This window comes from Flavobacterium aurantiibacter, assembly GCF_002251775.1.
Lineage (GTDB): Bacteria > Bacteroidota > Bacteroidia > Flavobacteriales > Flavobacteriaceae > Flavobacterium > Flavobacterium aurantiibacter.
The window spans coordinates 51,637-57,823 of record NZ_NOXX01000201.1 but is presented as its reverse complement, the minus strand read 5'-3'; the positions used below and the strand labels follow the sequence as shown (position 1 = coordinate 57,823).

The following is a 6,187-nucleotide window of genomic DNA, read 5'->3' as shown; positions in this document are numbered from 1 at the left end:
ATTGATTTTTAATCAATTATGTTTTTTGTCGTGTACTAAAGAAAAAATTTTAAAAGTTGTTGAGGATAAAACTTATAATGCTGAAAATGCTTATAATATTTTAGGTGAATATTTTCGCCAAAAAAATATTGAGAAATTCAACGAATGGATAGCAAAAACAGAAATTGATAAAGACAAACGTTTTGGACCATACGTTGAAAAATTAAAAAGTGAATTAAAAAAATAAATACGGCACATAAAAGCCGTAACCGTTCCACAACTTCCTTTCTAAACAAAAAACATTGATTTGTTCAGCAAAAACAACATCATAATAGCCGTTTTTAGCAGTTGTTGTGTGAAGCTCGTGGTGCGACTCTTATATTTTAAAAGGGCTTAAAACGCCTCTTTTTATTTGGTGAATTGCCGTTTTCGAAGAAGCGCGTTGTTTCGCTGTTTTTATAGATGCCACAGCAACTTGAGCCAATGGTTTTTTGACCATGAAGTTCAGGTTTTTTTTGAGATTATAGGTTAAACTTGCTATCAGTTTAAAAAAAGTCAGTCAAGTTTCCCGAGGTAAACAAGTGCGGATGAAAATTCTTTTTCTTAGTATGATGAAAATACGAAAATAACTGCAAAGGCGCACGGATTTGTGTGTATTTTTGAGTTGTGCAACGAGCACAGGCGTTTGGTAAGATTGCGAATTTTGTGGTAAATTCACGTTCACGTTTTGGAAGATTTAGTATCTTGGTGTAAAATAATCAGATCAGCAGCTCGCAACTGACACTAATTTCTGGAACGGTAGTAGGCATACCATTTTCAACCAAAGCAAAAACTATGGTTCCGTTTATGGATTTTTCATAAATTGCAGAGTGAAAAAGCACAAACATATCGGTCTGGTTTTTGAAGTTGATAAACTAACAAATTCAATTGAAAACGTTGCTACTGGTGAGGTTTTCAACACCGTAATTGAAAGATTAAAAAGTGAGGATAAAAAGCAAGTCAAAAAGTCAGAATGGCAATTCGATTGGCATAAAGAACTTAATGACAGTACTAAAGAAGTTTACAAGTTAACTACAGAAAACAATCCGCTAATAATTCAAGGTTTGGTGAGTATCGAAGATAAACAGGATCATATTTTCATGCATTTGATTGAAAGTTCAAAATTTAACAAAGGGAAAGGCAAAATTTACTTAGGAGTACCAGCAAATTTGATTGCATTTGCGTGTAAAGTATCAGTTGATAAAGGTTATGACGGTTTTCTAGCTTTTGATGCTAAAACCTCATTAATTAAGCATTATGAACAGACTTTAAATGCTACACATTTCCGCGGCCTAAGAATGTTTATTGAAACTACCGCAGCTTTGAAACTTATATCACAATATTTTAAAAACTAGAATCATGGGACTAATTAAAGAGCCAAAAGAAATTGATCTTTCAACTAAGTCTGAACCTTGGACAGAAGAAGAACTCACTGATTTTAGAAAATTAATGAGTGAATTAAAATTAAAAAACAGCAAGCGAAAAACTGCCGTTACGCAAACTACTACTAAGCCAAAACTGCGTGTCTAAATAAGGCACGCCTTCCAACACACCTAACCGTTTCACAACTACCTTTCTAATCAAAATCGTTGAGCTGCACAGCTAAAACGACATCACATTAGCCGTATTTATCAGTTGTTGTATGAAGCTCGTAGTGAGCCAATAGTTTTTTAACAATCACGTTCAGGTATTTTTTGAGATAATAGGTTAAACTCGCTATCAGTTTATAAAAGTCAGTCAAGTTAACCGAGGTAAACGAGTGAGGATGAAAATTCTTTTTTCCTTTTATGTTCTAAAATTTGAAGATTACTGTAAAACCGATAGCTATCGGTTGCATGGATTTATGTGTGTTTTTGAGTTGTGTAACAGGCATAGTGTATTGCAAAGTGGCGGCTTAAGTGTATCTATGACAGTGAAGTGCTAAATTTAAGCATGTGTATTTAATGAAGTTTAATGCTGAAAATCCCGGCCTTCGCAAATCGGAAAACGTCAGTAAGCATTATTTAACAAACAAATTTGTTAAACAAGAAATATTGTACATATTTTTGTACAAAATTTCACGCAATGTTGGTTGCAAATATTTCAGATTTTAGAAAAGATATCAAATCATATTTTGATAAAGTAGTTAAGAACTTCGAAACTCTTGTAATTAATCGTGGAAAAGATTCTGGTGTTGTTATTATGTCACTTGAAGAATATAATTCTTTTATGGCTACAAACTATGAATTATCTTCTCGAACTAATGAAAAGCGTCTTGATTCAGCAATTGAAAAACTGAGAAAAGGAGATTCTTTTTCTAAAGATTTAATTGAAGAATAATATGAAATTTGTTTTTGTAGATGAATCTTGGGAAGATTATCTGTACTGGCAAAAAATAGACAAGAAAAAAGTTAAGAAAATCAACGAACTGCTCAAAGATATTTCTAGAACACCTTTTGAAGGAATTGGAAAACCTGAACCATTAAAACACAAATATGCTGGTTTTTGGTCACGAAGAATTGACGACGAACACACACTTATATACAGATTTCAAGATGATGAGATTCAAATAGTAAAGTGTAGACATCACTACGACTAAATTTATTACGCTTGCTAACAACGGTAACCGTTACACAATCTCCCTTTTCCTGAAAAATCCGAAAAACTACAAACAGTAATTTTTCCACTTATTTTCTGTGCACTTTCCCCGCGTTAGGGGTTGCAGCGGAAATCTTATTTTTTGATCCGCATCGCGGACAGAAAATGCCCCGATAGCTATCGGGGGCAGCGTAAAACCCGACGGCGCCTGATTTGTTTCTTGGGTACTGAGGCGCCGGAACGCCCAAATAAAAAAACTTATCTTAGTTTCTAGATGCGCGAAGTAATTAATTGTTTTGGAATTAAATACAGATATTTGACTACATTCACGCAGAGCTTTTTTAGCTAATTAGATAACTCGATCAGCTGTGCGTTAGTTTAATGAGAACCCAATAATGATTGAAAAATGAACATAATTACAAAAATCTTAATCGGAATAATTGCTCTGGAACATTTGTATATCCTTTATTTTGAGATGTTTGCATGGGAAACCATCGGTAAACGAACGTTTAAATCTTTGCCCAGAGATTTATTTAAACCTACTAAAGCTTTAGCAGCAAATCAGGGCTTGTACAACGGATTTTTGTCGGCCGGATTGCTGTGGTCGATACTAATCTCGGATACAGTTTGGTCGAAAAACATAGCGCTCTTTTTCTTAATTTGTGTGTCGGTTGCCGGTATTTATGGCGCATTCAGTGCCAGTAGAAAAATCTTTTTTGTTCAGGCATTGCCGGCCATAGTCACAATTTTATGTTTGTTGCTCTTAAATTAATGACGTTTGTTCGACGAAAATAATGAAGATAGATTTCATTTACATAGGAGGTTGCCAAACGTACTTTTTTGATATTCCTAGGTATATGGGTACTATTTAAAGACGAAAATGGCTACTTAAAATAATTTACTTTAGAAGACAGTGAACGACGATTTTCAAGTCTTGTCGAGTTTTTTTAGTATTAAGATTCAAGTATTAAAACTTGGATGACGTTCACTATTATACGTATTTATCCAACGTATTGACGCTGCCTGAGCGTGTCGCAGGCGGCAGATTCTAGTTGAATCTAGAAGTTAGTCCCGAAACGTATCGGGATTGTTCTAATAGCAATCGGAATCGCGACCATCGCCACTTAACGTATCATTCTACGCGCCAAAACCACGCAACTTCGCAGCTTGAGGTACTAGAAGGCGGGATTTGTGAAAATTATGGAAACCTTTGAGTAACATCGTGCTAATTTTTAGACTATACTAGGATGCAAATACATTTTTTGCTTCTTCCCTTTTTTTGCTTTTTTTATTCAACCAGCGTAGCATAATATTTTTATACGTTACAGAATTTTCACTTTCAATTCTTTAAAAAGTTAGCTTTTACGTTTCAGCATCTTCAAGATTAAATTCAGAGAAGCAAAAAGCTAGATTTCGTGAATTCTTAAATAGCTAGCTTTTTTGATGAATACTGTGATTTATCGGCTAGATACACAGCAGTACTAAATTACCGCAAGAACTTCACAAAAAAATCGCTACTTCTTTAAAACCAGAGAAAAAGTGGTTCCTTCGCCTAAGGTGCTCGATACTTCGATGCTGCCGTTTAGGCGCTCTGCGAGTTGTTTTACGATCGCTAGACCTAAACCTGTCGACGCTTCGCCGTTGGTTGGGCGGGCAGTTAGTTTCTGAAATTTGCGAAATAACTTCGTTTGATCGGTATCACTAATTCCCGGTCCTTCATCGCGAACCGAGAAAATCCGTGCATCGTCGCGTTCTGAAAAGCAAATCCAGACGCGCTTTTCCTTTGGTGAGAACTTTAAAGCATTGGAAATCAGATTGTCTAAAATGCGTTGTAGCTTGTCGGCATCCGTATAAAAAGTGGTTTCAATCGCTTCGCAAAGCAATGTGATTCCCTTTTCCTGCGCCGACATTTGATAAGTTTTGGCTAAATTTTCCAAAAATGGCCGAGCAGAAACTTCAGTTTTTTCCACAACGAAATCGGTCGATTCGGCCTTACCAGACATAACAGATCGTCGATAAGACGGCGTCCTTGGTCGGTTACAACAGTAATTAAATCCAAACACTGTTGCTGAGTTTCCAGATCGGTGTCAGCATCTCGCAGCAAATCGCTCAATCCTTTTACCTTATCGAGAGGGGCTCGCAAATCGTGTGCAACGATATTCATCAGATTATTTTTCTCGAAAACAGCTTCTTCAAGCAACGAATTTTTAGTTTCGATCTCCGTTTTCTGTTGTACGAGTAAGGCATTTAGTTTCCCTTTCTTGCGCGATTGGAGATACACCGACAAAAGGACGACCAGCACTAGGGCAATAACTAGGGAAAACGTTACGATCGTTAGATTTTTTTTGTGAAGCGTAGCCGCGGCTAAGTCGGCTTTTTGTTTCAGTAATTTGTTTTCTTGGGCCTTTTTTTCCAACTCGTACTTTTCAATCATTTCGGTGCGCTTTTCAAGCTTTTCCTCATTGTACAAATTGTCCATTAAATCCGGAACTTGTTTTTCGTACGAGAGTGCTTTTTTGTAATCGCCCACAGCTTCGTACGCTTCGGAAAGTGCCATTAACGAACTGATTTCCAAATCGGCCGATTCAGCTTTTCGTGCCATGACAAGCGATTCTTCTGCGTAGGCGATAGCTTTGGTGTAATCTCCGGTTTGCCGGCATGAAACGCTCAACTTTGCTAAGGTTGATGCTAAGTCAAACGGATCGTTAAACAAGCGTTTTAATTCGAGCGATTTCAAAAAATAGAAGGTGGCTTCTTTATGGCGACGCTCGGATTTATACGTGTTGGCCACATTGAAGTAAATCCGTGAATACTCGCGTTTGTTCTTTTCTTTATCAATGAAGGCCGCTCCTTTCCAATAGTATTTTCTCGATTCTTCGTACTGTCCTTTTCGGTCGAGCACGATAGCAATATTGCTGTAGTTCCAAGCTTCGCCCTTTTTGTACTTGGCTTTTATGCTGTTGGCGAGCGACTTTTTAAACCAATTGTACGCTTCGTCGATTTCATCCTGACTCAAATACACAAATCCGATGTTAAGTTGCGCATTTGCTGCTCCGATTAAATCGTTTTGCTTTTCGCTGAGTCGCAAGGCTTTTAGGTATAAATCGAGTGCTTCGGTGTACTGACTCCGATTTTCGAGCATGATGCCGTAATCGTTTAGTACGGCAATTTCCTGAGGAACATCTTTGGCTATTTTCGCCTGCTCGATGGCGCGTTTGAAGTAGTTCTCTGAGCTAGTATAATCGGCAGAAATACGCTTAATACTTGCCAATAGTTGGTAAATCTTACTGCGCTTTTTTGGATTTTTTCCCGCCCATTTTTCTGCCAGAAGTGCGTAATGTGTTGCGCTATCGGCGTTTATGAAGCGATAATCTTCGGCTAAATAATACGCGAGCCGGTCGTTTTTTGAATTCTTTGCTTGTCGCAACACCGCTTTTAAACTGTCGATTTTCTTTAAAGACGGTGTACTGCTTTCAATTTCTTGGGAAAAGCATATTTGTGCTAGCGCAATTAACGTGAGACAGAGAAAACGCATGACTATGTACTTCAATTTGAAGCAATAGTAAACAATTTTAAGAAGAAATTTCTTAGA

The 6,187-nt window shown here is 37.1% G+C and carries 8 protein-coding genes; 6 read left to right on the top strand and 2 right to left on the bottom strand.

Going from position 1 to position 6,187, the window contains the following annotated elements:
• From CHX27_RS09725 to CHX27_RS09705, 6 genes are all read left to right on the top strand, one after another.
• Positions 1-226, top strand: a 226-nt coding sequence (locus CHX27_RS09725) for a hypothetical protein (RefSeq protein WP_165764490.1), incomplete at its 5' end; no start/stop codon positions are given.
• 622 nt (positions 227-848) lie between these two features.
• Positions 849-1,373: a hypothetical protein gene (locus tag CHX27_RS09720; protein WP_094486578.1), complete on the top strand. Its 525-nt coding sequence runs from the start codon at positions 849-851 to the stop codon at positions 1,371-1,373.
• A 4-nt stretch (positions 1,374-1,377) separates the two neighbouring features.
• A complete protein-coding gene (locus tag CHX27_RS15560) occupies positions 1,378-1,548 on the top strand; it encodes a hypothetical protein (RefSeq protein WP_165764489.1) in 171 nt (56 codons plus the stop codon).
• A gap of 534 nt (positions 1,549-2,082) precedes the next feature.
• Positions 2,083-2,337, top strand: coding sequence for a type II toxin-antitoxin system Phd/YefM family antitoxin (locus CHX27_RS09715; RefSeq protein WP_094486577.1), 255 nt, complete (start codon positions 2,083-2,085; stop codon positions 2,335-2,337).
• 1 nt (position 2,338) lies between these two features.
• Complete coding sequence (locus tag CHX27_RS09710) at positions 2,339-2,596, top strand: Txe/YoeB family addiction module toxin (RefSeq protein WP_094486576.1); 258 nt, start codon at positions 2,339-2,341, stop codon at positions 2,594-2,596.
• Positions 2,597-3,001: 405 nt separating this feature from the next.
• Positions 3,002-3,367 carry a DUF1304 domain-containing protein gene (locus tag CHX27_RS09705; RefSeq protein ID WP_094486575.1) on the top strand — a complete coding sequence of 122 codons (366 nt, stop codon included), beginning with the start codon at positions 3,002-3,004 and terminating at the stop codon, positions 3,365-3,367.
• Between the two features lie 742 nt (positions 3,368-4,109).
• Here CHX27_RS09705 and CHX27_RS09700 read toward each other — a convergent pair.
• Complete coding sequence (locus CHX27_RS09700; protein ID WP_165764488.1) at positions 4,110-4,505, bottom strand: sensor histidine kinase; 396 nt, start codon at positions 4,503-4,505, stop codon at positions 4,110-4,112.
• Between the two features lie 14 nt (positions 4,506-4,519).
• The gene (locus tag CHX27_RS09695) at positions 4,520-6,130 is read right to left on the bottom strand and encodes a tetratricopeptide repeat protein (protein WP_094486573.1); all 1,611 of its coding nucleotides are present in this window, start codon (positions 6,128-6,130) and stop codon (positions 4,520-4,522) included.
• Between the last annotated feature and the right edge of the window lie 57 nt (positions 6,131-6,187).

Bases quoted from the DNA above. Each gene is read 5' to 3' on its own strand.
- CHX27_RS15560 (WP_165764489.1), top strand. From the start codon at position 1,378: ATGGGACTAATTAAAGAGCCAAAAGAAATTGATCTTTCAACTAAGTCT.
- CHX27_RS09715 (WP_094486577.1), top strand. From the start codon at position 2,083: ATGTTGGTTGCAAATATTTCAGATTTTAGAAAAGATATCAAATCATAT.
- CHX27_RS09710 (WP_094486576.1), top strand. From the start codon at position 2,339: ATGAAATTTGTTTTTGTAGATGAATCTTGGGAAGATTATCTGTACTGG.
- CHX27_RS09705 (WP_094486575.1), top strand. From the start codon at position 3,002: ATGAACATAATTACAAAAATCTTAATCGGAATAATTGCTCTGGAACAT.
- CHX27_RS09700 (WP_165764488.1), bottom strand. From the start codon at position 4,505: ATGTCGGCGCAGGAAAAGGGAATCACATTGCTTTGCGAAGCGATTGAA.
- CHX27_RS09695 (WP_094486573.1), bottom strand. From the start codon at position 6,130: ATGCGTTTTCTCTGTCTCACGTTAATTGCGCTAGCACAAATATGCTTT.